The sequence below is a fragment of the Sneathiella sp. genome (assembly GCF_036960985.1).
Lineage (GTDB): Bacteria > Pseudomonadota > Alphaproteobacteria > Sneathiellales > Sneathiellaceae > Sneathiella.
Map to the genome: position 1 here is coordinate 1 of NZ_JBALWD010000052.1, position 16,747 is coordinate 16,747.

A 16,747-nucleotide genomic window follows, 5' to 3' on the forward strand; every position below is an offset into this window, starting at 1 on the left:
GCAGCAAATGACTTCAACGGCAGTGTCTTCATTCGCCATGTTTTTTATTATGCTGCTGGCGGACCTCAAAGTTTATTGGGTGAATTCGATCAAGCTAAATTCGATGCCGTCGCGCCTAAGGCTTGGGCAATCCTAAACGAAATGGAGCCTAATTTATGGCGGGAAGGCAAGACCTATCCGAATTCAATCACAACCTTGGCACAATTATACGCCAACAAGGAAGTCGCGCTGTATTTTAACTATGATCCCGCAATATTCGGAATTAACGTTGAAAATGGAACCTTCCCGGCAAGCACCAGATCCTATGGGCTGGACAATGGTACAATTTCCAATACGAACTATGTCGCAATACCGTATAATTCACCGCGCAAGGCGGCGGCAATGATTCTGGCCAATGAGCTTCTTTCTTTCGAAGCACAATATACGAAAGCCAAACCAGATGTTTGGGGAGCCACACCGGCCATTGATCTTTCCCGGCTCGACAGAAAGTCGCGAGAGGCTTTTAACGCGCTGCCCCGAAATCCGGCCGTTATCTCTCCAGAAGCCTTGGCCAAAAAAAGCCTTCCCGAATTAAATCCGCAATGGATTAGTGCTATCGAAAAAGGTTGGCAGAAAAATGTCGCTGAGTAGGGCCTGATTTTGCTACAGTAGTGCCCGCTCTACATTCCCGTAGAAAAAAGGTACCAATGTCCGATCGGTGGAAAATTACACTGTTATTGTCACCTGCCGTTCTGGTCATTGTTTTATTATTTCTAGGCGGTATGGGTTTCGGCTTTGCGCGAAGCTTGAACTACATGCCCATAATAGGGTTGGAAAGTCCAAATTTTGACGCCTATATCGCGATACTCACTTCAAAATCCTTTTATCTTTCCGCTTTTCTCACAGTGTATATTTCACTGGTTTCGACCTTATTATCCTGCATCATAGCCATCGGCGCCGCACTATTGTTACGCCGTAGTTTCGTCGGTCGGCCGATCGCAAATTTTCTATTCCAGGTTAATCTCACCGTCCCACATTTGGTCGGTGCCATTGGAGTTTTGTATCTTTTCTCCCAATCCGGATTTTTCGCCCGCCTTGCGCATGAATTTCATTTAATTAGCCAACCGGGTGACTTTCCTGCAATGATTTACGATCCTTATGCAATCGGTATAATCTTGCAATATGTTTGGAAAGAGGTTCCATTTATCGGTGTTATAATACTTGCAAATATGCATGGTTTTGGAAATGATTATGAGTCAGTTGGGCGCTCTCTCGGTGCAAATCGCTGGCAGAATTTTCGATATGTGTTACTGCCAATGATATTTCCGGGGCTACTTTCAGCCGCCATGATTGTTTTCGCATTTACTTTCGGGGCTTATGAAATTCCCGCCCTTTTAGGACAAAACTACCCTGCTGCACTTCCGGTCTTGGCCTACCAGAAATTTACAGACGTAGACTTAGGATCTCGACCAGAAGCCATGGCGCTTGCAATGATCATCGCCTTTTTAAGCAGTGTCTTAATCCTTGGTTATGCTTGGGCCGCACGTCGCCGCATTCGGTCTTGAGGTGCTGGGATGAGTAATCTAAATAAAACAGAACCGCTAATTGGATTATCAAGGTTAAGCTGGCTCTCTCTGGCGCTGCTTATAACTTGGCTTGTATTACCATTGATACCGCTGGCGATCTGGTCTGTAAGCCATAGCTGGTTTTTTCCGGATTTACTTCCTTCGAAATATAGCCTGCGTGCCTGGAGTTATACCTTATCTACTACTTCCGGCGTCCCGGAGGCTTTATGGACGAGCACTGTTATTGCTTTAGGAACAACTATCCTCTCGGCAATCATCGGCATTCCTGCAGGGCGTGCGCTCGGTCTCTATAAATTTAGAGGCAAAACCTTAGTCGAACTACTGATTCTTGCGCCAATTGTGGTCCCTGGAATCGCTGTTGCTCTTGGCCTCCATGTGATTTTCCTGAATCTTGGGCTTGCGAACAGTATTAGCGGTGTAGTGATCGTGCATCTCATTCCAACGTTACCGTATATGGTACTCGTTATGGCCGGTGTTTTCGCCAATTACAAACCAGAGGCCGAAGCTCAGGCTCGCAGTCTGGGCGCGTCGCCCTTGGCTGTATTCTGGTACGTCACCCTGCCCGCCATTATGCCAGGCCTTATTGTCGGTTCATTTTTCGCTTTTCTCGTTTCCTGGAGCCAATACATACTTACGTTGATAATTGGCGGTGGTTTGGTGGTAACCCTGCCATTATTGCTTTTCAATTTCGCAACGTCCGGACGAAATGATATTACAGGGGCTATTGCTCTTCTCTATATCCTACCGGGTATCGTCGTTTTATTATTGGGAGCAAAACAGCTAACTGCTCGAAATACCCTAGCTAATAGAGCCAATAAATTATGACAGAAATCCATATTGAAAACCTCACCAAACGATATGGCAAAAATGCAGATCCCGCGGTAGAGTCATTTTCATTGATCGCAGAATCCGGCAAAATGACCGTCATTTTGGGACCGTCAGGATGCGGAAAATCAACTGTCCTTAAATCTATCGCTGGACTGATTTCTCCTAGCAACGGGGATATTAGATTTGACAAAAAATCTATTCTTCCCGTAAGGCCGGAGAACCGAAGCGCGGTTATGATGTTCCAGGATCACTTGTTATTCCCATATATGAGCGTTGGCGAGAATATTGGCTTTGGGCTAAAAATGCAAAAACGCGCAAAGAGTGAAATCCATCAACTAGTACTGAAGATGTTGGATCGAGTGCAATTGAAGGGGCTTCAAGATCGAAGCCCGTCGGAACTTTCGGGCGGTCAACAGCAACGCGTAGCGCTCGCCCGGGCATTGATCGTCGAACCGGATGTTCTCCTTCTCGATGAACCTCTGTCAAACTTAGATGCCCATTTGCGCCTTGAAATGCGAGATCTAATCAGGTCACTGCAACATGAAATGCAGATTACCACATTGTTTGTGACCCACGATCAGGAAGAGGCCGTTGTCCTTGGTGACAAATTGGCATTGATGTTAAATGGAAATCTTCGGCAATTTGGTAAGCCCGAAGATTTTTACAATCGTCCGGAGGATCATTCCGTTGCGAAGTTTTTTGGGAGCCAAAACTTTATTTCCGGTGTCAACTCTGGCAATTGCTTCACCTCTTCTTTGTCAAACTTGCAGTTGCTGCCTGATTGCAATAGGGGGAAAGGAACAATAACAATTCGGCCAGAAAATGTTTTGATTGATGTACCCACTAGTGCTGAAAATAATTTTCCTGCGCTCTTAGTCAAAAAAACATATCTCGGAACACAAACAAGGCTCTATTTCGCTACGGAAAGCGAAAGGTTCGAGGTTCTGACCAATCCTGGTAAAGCCCTATTACTTAAAGAGGGGCAAAAAGTGCAAGTGTCTTTTCCCAAACAATCTCTATGGATGTTAACTTAACCGAACCAAATAATCTGCTATCGTTTGGTTTGCCCTATCAGGACCAATTTCTGCAATTCTAATAAGTTGATCAAAGTGAGCAGTAAGGGCACGGATATGCTCAACGGAATTTACGACTAAATATAGATCTCCCAAATATATAGCAGCTCTTAGCGGTCCAAATAACGTGTATGCAGCGGCGTAAACCTTACGGGCGTCAAACAGGAACAGTCGAAAGGTAGGATAAAGTTCTTCGATCAAGCGGTTCATGTTCTCCAACTGCTCTTTACGAATTTCGATCGGTACCTGATTCCAAACGCCCTGCCCCATTGAAATCTGCTCTATAGTTTGATAAGGCATACAGACTTCGATATCGGTTTCCGGGCGACGAGAATAGACAAGTTGATCATGGGTCTGTTGGTCTCGAGCTCTACGCTCCCCTATGGAGTAGTCACCAAATTCGAACTTACTTAAACCTTCCGTACGAAGTAAATCTGGCAGAGTGCTTGGAACATAGCGAATTTTGTAACCTACGGCTTCTAGATGCCACTCTGCCAATTTGTCGCTTGCAGAAGTTTCAGCCATTCGCTCCACTTCCAGCATTGGCACTGCTTCACTGTCGGTTTCATCATTTGCAATTATGCCCATAAGCCAATCTACGGAAACACCGTACGTACGGGCAATTGCACAAAGCGTTTCTGCGCGCGGTAGTCTTGTTGATCCAGGTGCCAGGAATTGACTAAGTGCGGATCGGTCGATGCCTACACTGGCTGCAAATTGGCTAAGGTTAAACCCCTTCCGGGCCAAAAGCAGTGCCATACGATCCCTAAAGATTTCCGCGACATCCCGTTTGTCCGTTCCTTCCGTATTACGTTGTTGTATTCTCACACCATATCCAATCTTAAGTCACGTTTTATAATTTTAATTACCAAATAGTATAAAAATTAGCGAATTGTACCATTGTAATAGGCATTTAGAAAGAGAGATAATCCGATCGACTTAATTAGGAGGTGCTTGTGCGGTTACGAGATCAAAATGAATGGAAAACTCTTCTTCTTATTGGAGGGATCTATGTTGTTTGGGGAGTAAGTGTATTTGCGTCATTTCATCTACCAATCTGGCTTACTTTCCTGGCACTTATTCCCATCATTACTTTGCACTCCTCGTTGCAACATGAATGCATCCACGGCCATCCATTTGAATCACAAAAGATAAATGACCTTTTAGTATTTTTACCGATTGGATTGTTTCTGCCATACCCTCGATATAAAGAACTACATTTGGCGCATCATCAAAAGGCCAGCATTACCGATCCGACAGAGGATCCAGAGAGCTGGTATTTAACAGCAGATCAGTGGCAAAGAACACCGAAGCCGCTGAAGATCTTGTTTGAAGTAAATAATACCCTCTTGGGCAGATTACTTTTAGGGCCGCTCCTGGGAACCGGCCGCATGATACTGGGCGATATTTCGAAGATGCGCCACGGTGACAGAAAGCTTATTCATATGTGGGCTTCCCATATACTGACATGCACTGCACTGCTATCATTTCTCGCCGTATTTGGCAGTATCCCGATTTCCGTATATTTCGCTGCCGCTTATGTTGGAATGTCTATTTTGATGATCAGAACGTATCTAGAGCATCAGGCCAATTGGAGCATGCGAGCACGTTCTGTAATCATCGAAGATCATGGCCTACTAAGTTACCTGTTTCTGAATAATAACCTGCATGCAATCCACCATGCCTACCCAACTGTCGCCTGGTATCGGCTGCCTAGGCTTTTTCGGAAAAATCGCCAACAATTTCTTGAACTCAACAAAGGATACTATTTCAGCAATTACCTTGACGTTATTCGGCAATACGCATGGGTTCAAAAAGAACCGGTAATTTTTCCAACTAAGACGCAGCTGATCGATCGTAGCGAATGAACATGACCGCGCTCGCTTCTCTTCCCATGTATGATTGGCCGGAAACCCAATATTTCAACGACAAACTATGGGACGCTCTATATCATAGCCTTAATGATCATGGTGTAGAGGCACCTAAAAGCCTCGCCCGGGAAATCGACCCAATGACAATCTGGCGAAATCCGCACCTAGTCCTCGGGCAAACTTGCGGCCTGCCGTTTGTCAATCTCCTCGCACAAGAAACCGCACTTATCGGTACGCCCGCTTATGATATCGAATGTGGTGCTGGATCCTATTATAGCGTTCTCATCGTTCAAGAAGATGCAGATATACATAAGATCTCGGATCTAGAAGGCAAGACTTTCGGCTATAATAATTCTATGTCTCAATCGGGATATGCAGCGTTTCATTACCACATAAACGCTGCAGGTTTTTCCAAAGAGTTATTGAGCGCAGAACAACACACTGGATCACATCGGAGCTCGATCAAGGCTGTCGCGTCTGCACAAGTAGATGTCGCTGCAATCGACGCTGTCAGTTGGGAATTGGCAAATCGTCACGAACCAGCAACAGCGACAATCCGAATTCTCGACTGCACGGCCCCAACTCCCGGTCTCCCGTTTATTACGGCCAACAACCACAAGACCATGCTCAAACCGATCCGCAGTGCTATCATAGAAGCAATGGCCTCCCTGGACGAAAGCGTGCGAGATGAACTCTTGCTTATGGGGTTTGCACAGACAACGGAGCAGGACTACGAAGTAATCAAGAGCAGGTTTAAATCTATGGGGACATCAACGAAAAAGACAAGCTAGCTGTAATTTCTTTGCTCAAAAAAAGGCCCCGTCAGAGAACTGACGAGGCCTTAATTGGAAATCAAAGATTACTTATTTATAATCATATGTTCCGTTTTTCCATTCGTACCAAACATAGCCTGGCAACGTTACGTCACCTTTTTGGTCGAAGGCAAGATTGCCGAGTACTGTAGCAAACTCGCCATCATTAAGAGCGGCTATTACCTTTTCCGTATTTGTAGATTTAGCATTCGTGGCCGCTTCCGCCCATGCTTGAACTGCAGCATAGGTGTACAGAACGTAACCTTCAGGCTCGATACCATTGGCACGGAATTTAGCAACCAGTTCTTCAACACCTGGGTTTTTCCGTGGGTCAGGAGAAAAAGTCATCAATGTGCCTTCACCCGCATCACCTGTGATTGACCAATATTCGTTGGTCACCAAAGCATCACCGGACACCAATTGTGTTTTCATGCCCTGATCGCGCATCTGGCGAACAATCAAACCGGCTTCAGTATGATATCCACCAACATAAGCGATATCGATATTTGCCTGTTTCATTTTTGAGACAAGAGCCGTGTAATCTTTTTCGCCAGCGGTATAGGCTTCGTACATTTCTGGCTTACTACCGCCAGAGACCATAGACGCCATGGTTTCGTCTGCAAGACCTTTACCATAGGCTGTCTTGTCATGAAGAATTGCAATTTTCTTACCGTTTGCAGCTTCACCTTTAAGATATGCACCTGCAACCAAGCCCTGTTGGTCATCACGACCACAGACACGGAAAACGTTGGTTCCACCTTCATCGGTCAATTTCGGGTTTGTCGAAGCTGGAGAAATCTGAATGATTCCTTCTTCTTCATAAACCTTTGATGCTGGAATAGAGGATCCAGAACAGAAATGGCCAGCCATAAAGACAACGCCTTTTGAGACCATCTGGTTAGCAACCGCAACGGCTTGTTTCGGATCACATGCATCATCTCCGATTTCTAGAGATAGCATTTCACCATTAACACCGCCTGCAGCGTTGATGTCAGCAACAGCCTGCTCTGCACCAGCTTTCATCTGCTGGCCAAAACTGGCGTATTGACCTGTCATCGGTCCTGCGGTCGCGATGGCGATGTCTGCTTGAGCAATGCCGCTACTGGCGATCACGCCCATCGACAAAGCCGATACAGCAAGTAGAATTTTCTTCATTTTAGTACTCCCGGTTCTAAGGATATTTAACAAATTTATACTGACACTGATAATTCCGCAATTATATCAAGCTTGTAAAGATAATTCACTGCGAAAAAATAATGACGGTTACGCCTGAGAGTTAAGTACCCTTCTTTTGGCGCCATGAAAATGGCCCTGATCTTACATAAAGCCATCTGTACTGAGTCACCATTTGCGAAACACGTGTTAAACGGTAACCCAATAAAGTAATGCCAATCAATACAATTGTATCAACAACATAATAGTGTAGTGAGAGAAGCGTCCCTTCAAATAAGGCGAAATGGAAAAACCTTACCGCAGCACCCAGCAACAACATATATAGTATAGGTTGAGAAATGGGGCGCCATTTTGACGCGAGCGAGCGTCCGGACATAAAACCTGCAGCGCCTCCGATAACGACCGTAACGAAAAAGAAAGTCCAAAAACTGTTTTCCCAAAGAATACCCATTAGTGTGCCCCTCCTTCGAGATAAGCCGCCCGAACTTCTTCACGTGCCAACAATTCTTTTCCTGTACCGCTTAGTGTAATCTGTCCATTGACCATCACATGACCGCGATCGGCTAATTTCAAGGCATGATAAGCATTCTGTTCAACAAGGAATACTGTCAAGCCGCCTTCTTTATTCAGAGTTTTAATAACCTCAAAAATTTGTTTCACGACTAATGGAGCAAGTCCAAGTGACGGCTCATCCAGCAACAATAATCTTGGGCGCGCCATCAGCGCACGAGCGATTGCCAGCATTTGCTGTTCACCACCTGATAATGTGCCCCCCCGTTGATGCTGTCGTTCCTGCAATCGAGGAAACAGCTCAAAAGCATGCGCGAGGTCTTCTTCGTAATATTCAGGTTCAGAAGTTGTCGCCCCCATCATCAGATTTTCCAAAACTGTCATGCGTCCGAATATACGCCGCCCTTCCGGTGATTGAGCAATATTCATGCGGGTAATCTCATGTGTCGGCATTTGGGTAATATCCCGACCATCATATATTATCTGACCACTGGCTGCTCTAGGATCTCCACAAATTGTCATCATCAGCGTTGATTTTCCGGCCCCGTTGGCGCCGATCAATGTAACAATTTCACCTTCATTCACATCGAGTGTCACGCCTCTGAGAGCCTGTATTTTCCCGTAGAATGTTTCGACATTTTTAACTTGAAGCAATGGTTGCTGACTCATGAGGACAATCCTTCCTCAATCTCGTGCTCGACTTCTTCCACTTCCTCGTCATCGACGCCAAGGTAAGCCGCAATAACTTTTGGATCGTTGCGAATTTCCTCTGGTGTACCATCAGAAATTTTCTTCCCATAGTCCAGAACTACAATATGGTCGGAAATCCCCATGACCACGTTCATGTCATGCTCAATCAAGAGTATGCCCGTTTCACGCTCTTTACGGATAAATAGCAATAATTTGTTTAGGTCCTCTGATTCCCGTGGGTTCAAACCTGCGGCCGGCTCATCCAGACATAAGAGTTTCGGATCCGTACACATGGCCCGTGCGATTTCAAGTTTGCGTTGATCGCCGTATGGCAAGTCGCCCGCCGCATCATCGGCGCGGTCTATCAGACCTGTTTGCTCCATCCAATATGTCGCTAATTCCATAGCTTCTTTTTCAGCTTTTTTGTATCCACTCAAACCAAAAATGCCGCCAAAGGTAAAGCTAGAAGCAACCATCAACGGGTTATGCTGCCCAACCATCAAGTTCTCGAGCACTGTCATGCCGCTGAACAACCGAATATTCTGAAAAGTACGGGCAACCTTTGCAATTTTTGGTATCTTGAAGTCGTCCATTTGCTCCAGCAAGAATGTTTTACCATCTTCATGATGCGTTGTTATGCGACCTTCGGTTGGTTTGTAAAACCCGGTGATGCAATTAAACACGGTCGTCTTGCCGGCACCATTTGGTCCAATCAGTGCTGTAATATCCTTTCGACCAACGTCAAAAGACAAACTATCCACCGCAAGAAGGCCACCAAATCGCATATTGAGATGTTCAACTGTTAAAATGGGATTTTCTAAAATTGATGCCATTTTAATGACCCTCCCCTTGCCCGACCATGTCAGAGGAGACTTTTTTCTTTTCTTTCAAAAATATGGAAGGAATACGTGTGGAGATCAGTCCGCGCGGGCGCCAAATCATGATGAAGACCATGGCAAATCCGAAAATCAACATCCGATATTGCTCTGCTTCACGGAAGACCTCAAAACCGCCAATCATCGCAATAGACGCAATAACGACGCCGATCTGCGACCCCATGCCCCCTAAAACAACAATTGCCAAAATCAACGCGGATTCGATAAAAGTAAAACTTTCCGGAGATATAAATCCCTGCCGTGTCGCAAAAAAGGAACCCGCAAAACCAGCAAACATGGCGCCGATTGCAAATGCCGTTAGCTTGACCGACGTCGTATTCAGCCCCAAAGATCGGCAAGCGATTTCGTCTTCACGCAGCGCTTCCCACGCCCGGCCTATGGGTAATCTCCGTAGCCGATTTGTGACAAAATTAGTAACCAATGCAAGAGCGAGAATAAGGAAATACAAAAACATAATCCGATGAATGGTCGAATAATCAAGCCCAAACACATCGGCAAAATTACCTTCCACCCCTCGCTTAAAGGTTATTCCGAAAAAGCTTGGTCGAGGAATGCCGGAAATCCCATCCGGACCGCCCGTAAATTGATACCAATTCAAGAGGACGATGCGGATGATTTCCCCAAAAGCTAACGTCACGATCGCCAGATAATCGCCTCTAAGTCGCAAGACCGGAAACCCAAGAATAATACCCCAAAAAGCTGCCAAAATACCTGCAAGCGGTAGGCACATCCAAAAAGAAAAGCCAAAATACTGTGCTAGCAAAGCATAGGAATAAGCGCCGATGGCATAAAAAGCCACATACCCAAGATCTAGCAACCCTGCTAAACCCACGACTATATTCAAGCCCCATCCGAGCATGACATAGGTTAAAACGAGAATTCCCAAATCCAGTAGATAACGATCTGTGAAGGGTAAAAACGGGAAAATCAGAGCAAACAACAACATTGTCGGCGCGAAACCTTTGCCAATTTTCAAAAGCATGCTCTGGTAACCGGCTTTAAGGGATTCCGGCAAGAAGCTCTTTTGCGGGCCCGCGGGCTTGCTCCAAAATACCAACCACAAAAGAAGTCGGCCAATGACAACCGCCGCAATCACATAAAAGGCAACATCAAATCGCGTTACCAACGCCAAGCCGCCAGCGGCTGTTACCGTCTTAAAGGCAATGGTCGACCCAAAAATGCCTGTCGCCAATAAAGCAGTAACCAAAAGATCTTTTGCTACTTTCTTGCCATCAAGATGTCGCCCGGCGAAAGCAGGCGTCTGTTCCGAAATTGCCATTATACTTTTTCGACCTCCGGCTTACCGAGCAGCCCCTGAGGCAAGAAGATTAAAACGATGGCCAACATGGAAAACGCCGCCACGTCCTTATATTCGACAGAGAAATAAGCAGACCAAAAGGTTTCGATCAGTCCGATAAGCAGGCCCCCAAGCATGGCACCAGGTAACGAGCCAATGCCCCCCAAAACTGCGGCAGTAAATGCCTTTACACCGGCAACGAAGCCAATAAAGAAATCGATCACCCCATAATATAAAAGGAACATAAGACCGGCGACTGCGGCGAGAGCAGCCCCCATCACAAATGTCATGGAGATTGTCCTATCGACATTAATTCCTAACAATGATGCCATTTTTCTGTCCTGCTCACAGGCGCGCTGCGCCCGGCCCAGTGACGTCTTGGCAATAATCAGGGAGAATATTGTCATCAGAATAACTGTCGTCACAATAATCAGGATCTGCATATTGGATATCTGAACACTAAATCCACCGTCTTCAGCGCTTTGCTGCATCAACGTATAACCTCCGTTGATGATCGGTTGCAGTGGCTTGACGCGCGCACCTTGAGATATCTGAATATAATTTTGAAGAACAATTGAAATACCGATAGCGGTAATCAACGGCGCAAGGCGAAAAGATCCGCGCAAAGGCCGATAGGCTAAGCGTTCAATAGTCCAACCAAAGACCGAGGAAATTACCATTGCCGAGACAAGAACGAGGATCAATGCCAAAATCGTTAGTCCCAAACCCGTCGATACGGTCAGACCCAGCGCCGTTATGACGATAAGTGCGATAAAAGAACCAATCATAAAGATATCGCCATGGGCGAAATTGATCATGCCGATGATTCCGTAAACCATCGTATATCCAATCGCAATAAGCCCGTAAATCGACCCCAGCGTTAAGCCGTTGATCAATTGTTGCGTAAAATATTCCATCAAGCTCCCCCGATATAGTCGACCTGTTAGCTCCGACAAATATCAATTTAATAACCATTCGTCCATTGCGCGGCGGCACCTCTTCCTTCCCAAGAAAGGCACCTATGATCGAATGTTCGTCACCCTAGACAGACTGATCAACGGGTGCAAGAACATATCACTTTCATTTGGCCGTACAATTTCGCGCTTTTTTACGACAAAAAACTGTTTTATGTCAAACTAAGGTAACAGTACCAATCGGAGCCCGTAGGCGACAATCCCCACGACAGTAACGCCCGCGAGCCACAAGCCGAGAAACCACAACATTCTTTTCAATGTCGACGACATCAATGATAACCACCAGACGTATCAACCTTGCCGCGAAAAACCCAATAAGCATGAATTGTATAAGCAAGAATCATCGGCACTAAAACTAATGTTCCCACGAGAAGGAAAAACAAACTTTTGTCAGGGGCGGCGGCAGCCCAAATTGTCAAACTGGGCGGCACCATATAAGGATAGAACGTGATCCCGATGCCGATATAACAAAGGATAAAAATGCCATGGGCTGCAAGAAAAGGGCGAATTTCTTGATTACGACGCAACCCAATGAACAAAATACCAGCGCAGATCGCCAATAAAACAGGAACCAGTATAGAAAATATCAGGCTGGGCCCTTCAAACCACCTGGCAAAATAGTCCGGATGTAAAAAGGGTGTCGCAAGGCTTACGGCGCCGATCAAGGCCAAAATCAAAATTCCTGACACCTGGGCAAATTTTCGAGCGATGATTTGTAAATCACCTTCTGTCTTCATAACCAACCAAGTAGATCCCAGCAAAGTATAACCGACAATCAGGGCTACTCCTGTCAATACTGAGAAAGGCGAAAGCCAATCAAATGATCCGCCAGCGTAACTCCGGTCAACCACGTGGATCCCTTGGATAAGCGCTCCGAGACAAACTCCTTGCGCGAACGTTGCGAGGATGGACCCAAAGGCAAAAGATCGATCCCACCAAATTCGGTTTTTTTGTGACGCACGCCAGCGAAACTCAAACGCAACACCGCGAAATATTAGGCCCAGTAACATGGCAATAATAGGAGCATAAAGAGCTGGCATCACGACGGCATAAGCCAGAGGAAAGACGGCGAACAGACCGCCACCACCGAGGACGAGCCAAGTTTCGTTCCCGTCCCAAATCGGTGCGACGGAATTCATCATCATGTCCCGGTGGTCGGTTTTTTCAGAGACGAAAGGAAACATAATCCCTACACCCAGATCAAACCCGTCAAGCGCCACATAAGCCAAAATAGCGAAGGCGATAATCGCAGCCCAGATAAGAGGTAAATCAAATTCCATGTTCTACTCCTCCTTAATGGCCAGAATGATCCAGGGTTGAGGGTGCGCCGGTGAGGCCCGAGGCGCGTTTGAGACTGGAGGTCGCATGCTCTGTATCGCCACCAGGCGTTTTTGACATCAGGCGCAACATATAAAAGACTCCCATCCCGAACAGCACAAAATACACAACGATAAAAACTAGCAATGATGTTCCGACTTCGGTTGCATTTATCGGTGATACGCTTTCCGTGGTGCGCAAGGCACCATATACCGTCCAGGGTTGGCGCCCAACTTCCGTTGTCACCCAGCCACATAAGACGGCGATAAAACCGGTAGGACCGGCAAGAACAGCCGCCCGCGCCAACCAGCGATCTTCATAGAGCTTTCCTTGAGCTCGTCGGAAAAGGCTCCACAGGCCGACAGTCAACATTACCATTCCCATGGCAACCATGATCCTAAAAGTCCAGAATACGATAAAGGAATTTGGCCTGTCTTCCTTGGGGAAGGACTTCAGCCCGCGCAATTCACCCTCCCAGGAGTGGGTGAGCAAGAGGGATCCCAATTTCGGGATTTCAATGGCATAGAGAAGCTCTTCCTTTTCGTCATCGGGAATACCGAATAAGACTAAAGGTGCCCCTCTGTAATCCTCATAATGACCTTCAATTGCCGCGATTTTGGCTGGTTGATGTTTAAGCGTGTTAAGTCCATGCTGATCCCCGACGAACATTTGTACCGGGGTTATCAATACGGCCATCCACATGGCCATGGAAAACATGACCCGCGCCGGTTTGTTGGCTTTATTTCTTAGCAGGTGATACGCCGCAACGGCCCCGACGACAAAAGCCGTCGTCAAATAAGCCGCCAGAACCATATGCACGAACCGATACGGGAATGAAGGGTTGAAAATGACTTCAATCCAGTCGTCGGGGACGAATTGTCCCGCGTCGTTTATTAGATACCCGGCAGGCGTTTGCATCCAGGAATTCACCGATAATATCCAGAACGCCGAGAATAAGGTGCCGACCGCAACCATCAGGGTTGCAAAATAGTGGAGCTTGGGCCCGACCTTTTTCTGGCCAAACAGCATGACGCCCAAAAACCCAGCCTCTAGAAAAAAGGCAGAGAGGACTTCATAGCCCATTAGCGGCCCGATCACCGGCCCCGCCTTGTCGGAAAAAACAGCCCAATTCGTCCCAAATTGATATGCCATCACAATGCCCGATACGACGCCCATACCAAAGCCCACTGCGAAGATAGTTTTCCAGAAATTAAAGGCATTTAAATAGGTGACATCCTTTTTCCACAACCACAATCCTTCCAGCACCGCCAGATAACTGGCGAGGCCAATGGAAAAAGCCGGAAAAATAATATGAAAAGAAACCGTAAAAGCGAACTGCATCCGCGCCAAATCGATCGCGCTGATATCGAACATGCTGCTGTACCCCGCTGACTAAATGTTCGGCTAATCTAACAAAATACGCAAAAATGTCATTTACTTTCAGAGGCCTGCGACAATTTACCCTATGTCGAGCCAAAAGGGAAAAACCTCAACTGAGCGTGCCCGCGATCCGTTCTCGCAACATGTCAATGCGGTCATAGCCCCAAAACTGCTCCCCTTCAAAAAGAAAGGAGGGAACGCCGAAGACCCCCTGCATTTCAGCTTCACGTTTTATGTCATCATGTCTTATGCGACCCTCACCTTCGAGGAACGCGCGATAATCGCCGATATCCGCGCCGGCTTCTGCCAATATTGCTTCTATGGCGTCAATATCATCCACTTCTATTATGTGGTTCCAGAACCGATAGAAAACGGCATCATTATATTTACGGAAAATCTCCGGCCCTTGATCCTGGGCGTACAGCATCCCAATCATGGCGGGATGCGAATCGTACACTTTACGTGGTCCTTTAATAATTAAATCGCGCTTCGTTGCAAAGCGCCGCATGTCCATATAAGCGTATTTAACTTTCCGCCATTGAACAGGGTTCCGATCTTCTACAGAACCCGCGAAAGATTCTATATCGAGGGTATAGGGACACCAGACAACCTCCAGGTCAAAATCCTCTCCCAGCGCATAAGCGGACTCCACCGCAAGATATGCATATGGACTCTTATAGTCGGTATAGTGAATGACTTGTTTTTTACTCAAGATTTGGCGCTCCGGGTTTTTTATAAGTGTCGCAGATGCTCTGCATAAATGCCAGATCAAAGAGAGTTTCAGCGACTAACGGCCTCAGTCTAACCTACCTATTTGTTCCGAAATGTTTTTACGAATTGAAAAACTCTGCTATTTGAGAAAATAGCACTTCATAGAGTATTCCAAAAAAAGAACATTTGATGATCGGCCTGACGGATTTATAAATTTTACTATTAGATTGAAGGACTTGTGCTTTGCATCCACGTTGGAAATTCTTCGAACAACCTTCGCAAAGATCAATTTCCACTTTCTTCTCGGTTTTAGAGCATGCTAATAAATACTCGCAAGGAGACCCAAGTTGGATACATGCGAAACTGTATTGGTAGATCTACGGACGACGGCCGTTCTTGTTGTCGATATGATAAATGAATATCTCGCATGTGACGGTAAAATAATATGCAAATCAGGTCATGAAATAATTGAACCGATTAACAGCATTACAAATTTTTGCCGAGCAAATTCGGGACTTATATTGTTTTGCAATACTGAAATTAATTCAGGAAATGAGCCTATTGCTAGAAAATGGGGCGTTCATGCGAAAGCTAATACTAAAAGCAGTAAGGTCTTTGAAAAACTTGCAACGCACCAAAACGATATCGCTATACCGAAAATCTCTTACAATGCTTTTTTCAAATCAAATTTGGAAGAAACACTAAAAGAGCAGAAAATCAGCACTGTCATTGTATGTGGGATACATACTCACATTTGTGTTTTACTAACAGCAGCAGCCGCTTTCGATATTGGATACAATGTTATTGTAATGGAAGATTGTATGACTACGGATTATAAACCCAACAATGATACTCGCTTGCGATTTTTATCTACACATATTGGCAGCCTGACTACATCAAGCGAGTTCATACGCATAAATCAATGTCATTGTGACTGATGCCAAATTACGGGCGAGTGATCGCAAGAGCTCCCTAACTTCTAATCCAGCTTTCTAGGCAAAATCATTTACTTTTTTGACGCCACATCGGTGTAATTGAAACCAACGTTCTATGACCAAGCTCTTTGGAAAACTATTCCGCCATCATCTCACCGCTGCCACCAATTTCTTCGGGCATGTCCCTAAATTTTGGAAGGCCGTCTTTTATAGGCAGAATGGAATTTTCATAATTAATATGAAGCGTCGGTGTAAAAGTCAGATCACGTACCAGACCGCCAAAGATGTCGAATAGATTTGCTTCGAAAATATAAACGCCAACTATACCGTAACAGATACCGCAGGAATAGCGCCCAGCTTCGGCATGCCCGGATTTAGAGTAGTGAAGCAGTTTGTCCTCGCCCTTGACGAACCGAACTTTGTCGCGCGGCCATAGCACCGGGGCATTGACCGGTGATCCCGTGAAACTCCGACAGCTATTGCAATGGCAATAGCATTGCACAACGGGCTCTCCATCGGCCTCAATTTCGACAGCGCCGCAAGAACAACTTGCGTGATATGTGGTCATGGTCAAACCTCTTCCCGCACGTAAGCAGACACCACTGCAAGATACGCATATGGACTTTTATAGTCTGTATAGTGAATGACTTGTTTTTTACTCACGATTTGGCGCTCCGTGTTTTTATTAAATAGTCATCGAACCCGTATTGGATTG

The 16,747-nt window shown here is 46.0% G+C and carries 18 protein-coding genes; 7 read left to right on the forward strand and 11 right to left on the reverse strand.

The window, feature by feature from the left end:
- The 4 genes from V7723_RS18950 to V7723_RS18965 all read left to right on the forward strand — a co-directional run.
- Window positions 1–630 (forward strand): ABC transporter substrate-binding protein (locus tag V7723_RS18950; RefSeq protein ID WP_335686067.1); only part of this gene is annotated, 630 nt, incomplete at its 5' end.
- Window positions 631–686: 56 nt separating this feature from the next.
- The gene (locus V7723_RS18955) at window positions 687–1,544 is read left to right on the forward strand and encodes an ABC transporter permease (RefSeq protein ID WP_335686068.1); all 858 of its coding nucleotides are present in this window, start codon (window positions 687–689) and stop codon (window positions 1,542–1,544) included.
- A gap of 9 nt (window positions 1,545–1,553) precedes the next feature.
- On the forward strand, window positions 1,554–2,390 hold the full coding sequence (locus tag V7723_RS18960) for an ABC transporter permease (protein WP_335686069.1): 837 nt from the start codon (window positions 1,554–1,556) through the stop codon (window positions 2,388–2,390).
- A complete protein-coding gene (locus V7723_RS18965; protein ID WP_335686070.1) occupies window positions 2,387–3,427 on the forward strand; it encodes an ABC transporter ATP-binding protein in 1,041 nt (346 codons plus the stop codon). Before V7723_RS18960 ends, V7723_RS18965 begins: the two co-directional genes overlap by 4 nt.
- Here the strand turns inward: V7723_RS18965 and V7723_RS18970 are convergent.
- A complete protein-coding gene (locus tag V7723_RS18970; protein WP_335686071.1) occupies window positions 3,419–4,294 on the reverse strand; it encodes a helix-turn-helix domain-containing protein in 876 nt (291 codons plus the stop codon). The two genes, V7723_RS18965 and V7723_RS18970, sit on opposite strands and share 9 nt — an antisense overlap.
- 128 nt (window positions 4,295–4,422) lie before the next feature.
- Between V7723_RS18970 and V7723_RS18975 the strand changes: the two genes are divergently transcribed.
- Entirely contained in the window at window positions 4,423–5,334 is a 912-nt protein-coding gene (locus tag V7723_RS18975; protein ID WP_335686072.1) for a fatty acid desaturase, read from the forward strand.
- 2 nt (window positions 5,335–5,336) lie between these two features.
- Window positions 5,337–6,128: a phosphate/phosphite/phosphonate ABC transporter substrate-binding protein gene (locus V7723_RS18980; RefSeq protein ID WP_335686073.1), complete on the forward strand. Its 792-nt coding sequence runs from the start codon at window positions 5,337–5,339 to the stop codon at window positions 6,126–6,128.
- 72 nt (window positions 6,129–6,200) lie between these two features.
- Here the strand turns inward: V7723_RS18980 and V7723_RS18985 are convergent, their stop codons facing one another.
- The 9 genes from V7723_RS18985 to V7723_RS19025 all read right to left on the reverse strand — a co-directional run bounded on the left by V7723_RS18985 (window position 6,201) and on the right by V7723_RS19025 (window position 15,098).
- Entirely contained in the window at window positions 6,201–7,304 is a 1,104-nt protein-coding gene (locus V7723_RS18985; RefSeq protein WP_335686074.1) for a branched-chain amino acid ABC transporter substrate-binding protein, read from the reverse strand.
- Window positions 7,305–7,425: 121 nt separating this feature from the next.
- The gene (locus tag V7723_RS18990; protein WP_335686075.1) at window positions 7,426–7,773 is read right to left on the reverse strand and encodes a DUF6867 family protein; all 348 of its coding nucleotides are present in this window, start codon (window positions 7,771–7,773) and stop codon (window positions 7,426–7,428) included.
- Entirely contained in the window at window positions 7,773–8,501 is a 729-nt protein-coding gene (locus tag V7723_RS18995) for an ABC transporter ATP-binding protein (RefSeq protein WP_335686076.1), read from the reverse strand. Before V7723_RS18995 ends, V7723_RS18990 begins: the two co-directional genes overlap by 1 nt.
- Window positions 8,498–9,355, reverse strand: coding sequence for an ABC transporter ATP-binding protein (locus V7723_RS19000; RefSeq protein WP_335686077.1), 858 nt, complete (start codon window positions 9,353–9,355; stop codon window positions 8,498–8,500). The genes V7723_RS18995 and V7723_RS19000 overlap by 4 nt, the downstream gene beginning before the upstream one ends.
- A gap of 1 nt (window position 9,356) precedes the next feature.
- A complete protein-coding gene (gene livM / locus V7723_RS19005; RefSeq protein WP_335686078.1) occupies window positions 9,357–10,697 on the reverse strand; it encodes a high-affinity branched-chain amino acid ABC transporter permease LivM in 1,341 nt (446 codons plus the stop codon).
- Window positions 10,697–11,632: an ABC transporter permease subunit gene (locus V7723_RS19010; RefSeq protein ID WP_335686079.1), complete on the reverse strand. Its 936-nt coding sequence runs from the start codon at window positions 11,630–11,632 to the stop codon at window positions 10,697–10,699. Before V7723_RS19010 ends, livM begins: the two co-directional genes overlap by 1 nt.
- 326 nt (window positions 11,633–11,958) lie before the next feature.
- Window positions 11,959–12,969: a cytochrome d ubiquinol oxidase subunit II gene (cydB, locus tag V7723_RS19015; RefSeq protein ID WP_335686080.1), complete on the reverse strand. Its 1,011-nt coding sequence runs from the start codon at window positions 12,967–12,969 to the stop codon at window positions 11,959–11,961.
- A 13-nt stretch (window positions 12,970–12,982) separates the two neighbouring features.
- Window positions 12,983–14,380 carry a cytochrome ubiquinol oxidase subunit I gene (locus V7723_RS19020; protein ID WP_335686081.1) on the reverse strand — a complete coding sequence of 466 codons (1,398 nt, stop codon included), beginning with the start codon at window positions 14,378–14,380 and terminating at the stop codon, window positions 12,983–12,985.
- Window positions 14,381–14,495: 115 nt separating this feature from the next.
- Window positions 14,496–15,098, reverse strand: coding sequence for a DsbA family protein (locus V7723_RS19025; RefSeq protein ID WP_335686082.1), 603 nt, complete (start codon window positions 15,096–15,098; stop codon window positions 14,496–14,498).
- 346 nt (window positions 15,099–15,444) lie between these two features.
- Between V7723_RS19025 and V7723_RS19030 the strand changes: the two genes are divergently transcribed.
- The gene (locus tag V7723_RS19030) at window positions 15,445–16,035 is read left to right on the forward strand and encodes a cysteine hydrolase family protein (protein ID WP_335686083.1); all 591 of its coding nucleotides are present in this window, start codon (window positions 15,445–15,447) and stop codon (window positions 16,033–16,035) included.
- Window positions 16,036–16,168: 133 nt separating this feature from the next.
- On the opposite strand, the gene V7723_RS19035 is transcribed toward V7723_RS19030, so the two are convergent.
- The gene (locus tag V7723_RS19035; protein ID WP_335686084.1) at window positions 16,169–16,600 is read right to left on the reverse strand and encodes a GFA family protein; all 432 of its coding nucleotides are present in this window, start codon (window positions 16,598–16,600) and stop codon (window positions 16,169–16,171) included.
- Between the last annotated feature and the right edge of the window lie 147 nt (window positions 16,601–16,747).

Bases quoted from the DNA above. Each gene is read 5' to 3' on its own strand.
- V7723_RS18985 (WP_335686074.1), bottom strand. From the start codon at position 7,304: ATGAAGAAAATTCTACTTGCTGTATCGGCTTTGTCGATGGGCGTGATC.
- V7723_RS19020 (WP_335686081.1), bottom strand. From the start codon at position 14,380: ATGTTCGATATCAGCGCGATCGATTTGGCGCGGATGCAGTTCGCTTTT.
- V7723_RS18990 (WP_335686075.1), bottom strand. From the start codon at position 7,773: ATGGGTATTCTTTGGGAAAACAGTTTTTGGACTTTCTTTTTCGTTACG.
- V7723_RS18965 (WP_335686070.1), top strand. From the start codon at position 2,387: ATGACAGAAATCCATATTGAAAACCTCACCAAACGATATGGCAAAAAT.
- V7723_RS19010 (WP_335686079.1), bottom strand. From the start codon at position 11,632: ATGGAATATTTTACGCAACAATTGATCAACGGCTTAACGCTGGGGTCG.
- V7723_RS19035 (WP_335686084.1), bottom strand. From the start codon at position 16,600: ATGACCACATATCACGCAAGTTGTTCTTGCGGCGCTGTCGAAATTGAG.
- V7723_RS19000 (WP_335686077.1), bottom strand. From the start codon at position 9,355: ATGGCATCAATTTTAGAAAATCCCATTTTAACAGTTGAACATCTCAAT.
- V7723_RS18995 (WP_335686076.1), bottom strand. From the start codon at position 8,501: ATGAGTCAGCAACCATTGCTTCAAGTTAAAAATGTCGAAACATTCTAC.
- cydB (WP_335686080.1), bottom strand. From the start codon at position 12,969: ATGGAATTTGATTTACCTCTTATCTGGGCTGCGATTATCGCCTTCGCT.
- V7723_RS18980 (WP_335686073.1), top strand. From the start codon at position 5,337: ATGACCGCGCTCGCTTCTCTTCCCATGTATGATTGGCCGGAAACCCAA.
- livM (WP_335686078.1), bottom strand. From the start codon at position 10,697: ATGGCAATTTCGGAACAGACGCCTGCTTTCGCCGGGCGACATCTTGAT.
- V7723_RS18955 (WP_335686068.1), top strand. From the start codon at position 687: ATGTCCGATCGGTGGAAAATTACACTGTTATTGTCACCTGCCGTTCTG.
- V7723_RS18960 (WP_335686069.1), top strand. From the start codon at position 1,554: ATGAGTAATCTAAATAAAACAGAACCGCTAATTGGATTATCAAGGTTA.